Consider the following 978-nt stretch of genomic DNA (forward strand, 5'->3'; position numbering starts at 1 on the left):
CGTCTGGGCGGTGATCCTCGGCGCGCTGTTCTTCCAGGAATACCCCGACTGGCTGTCGCTGGTCGGCCTGGCGGTCGTCGGTGGGGCCGGCCTGCTGACCATGGTGCGCGAGGAAGCGCGGCTGGGCACGGTGCGCTGGAACCCGTTTTCGCGCACCCGGCTTTGAACCGGCTCCGTTCCATGAGTTGCACCACGGCCGCGACCGCTGATATGCGGACGTAAGCGCGCTTGCCACGATTGGACGAACGCATTCCTGGACCGATGATCACAAAACCCCTGCCGGAGCTTCCAGTATCCGCCGTGCTGCCGGCGCTGAGCGAAGCGCTCGGCCATGGCAACAGCGCCGTGCTGGTGGCGCCGCCCGGCGCCGGCAAGACAACGCTGGTGCCGCTGGCGCTGCTCGATGCGTCCTGGCTGGGTGCCGGCAAGATCGTTCTGCTCGAACCGCGCCGGCTCGCCGCCCGCGCCGCCGCCCGCCGCATGGCGCAATTGCTTGATGAGGAGCCCGGCGCCACCGTCGGCTATGCCATGCGCATGGAAAACCGCACCTCGGCAAAGACCAGGATATTGGTCGTCACCGAAGGTGTGCTGGCGCGGATGATCCTCGACGATCCCGAACTGCCTGGAATCTCGGCTGTCATTTTCGACGAATTCCACGAGCGTTCGCTCGATGGCGATTTCGGTCTCGCTCTGGCGCTCGACGTGCAAGGCGCGCTGCGGCCGGATCTGCGCATGCTGGTGATGTCGGCGACGCTCGATGGCGCGCGTGTCGCGAGGCTGCTGTCGGGCGCGCCGGTGATCGAGAGTGAAGGCCGCGCCTTTCCTGTCGATATCCGCTATGATGAGCGCCCCGCTGGCACCACCATCGAGGACGCCATGGCCAAGGCGATCCGCGCAGCCCTTGCCGATGAGAGCGGCAGCGTGCTTGCCTTCCTGCCCGGCCAGCGCGAGATCGAGCGCACCGCCGAGCGGCTGGCC

General features: G+C 67.7%; 1 protein-coding gene and 1 pseudogene. Both read left to right on the forward strand.

Going from position 1 to position 978, the window contains the following annotated elements:
* Nucleotides 1–166: pseudogene (locus EN935_RS42985) on the forward strand (EamA/RhaT family transporter); the annotation flags it as partial.
* A gap of 95 nt (nucleotides 167–261) precedes the next feature.
* The coding region (locus tag EN935_RS37715) for a DEAD/DEAH box helicase (protein ID WP_164771794.1) at nucleotides 262–978 on the forward strand (717 nt) is incomplete at its 3' end.

It is taken from the genome of Mesorhizobium sp. M7D.F.Ca.US.004.03.1.1, from assembly GCF_003998635.1.
GTDB classification, from domain to species: Bacteria; Pseudomonadota; Alphaproteobacteria; order Rhizobiales; family Rhizobiaceae; genus Mesorhizobium; species Mesorhizobium loti.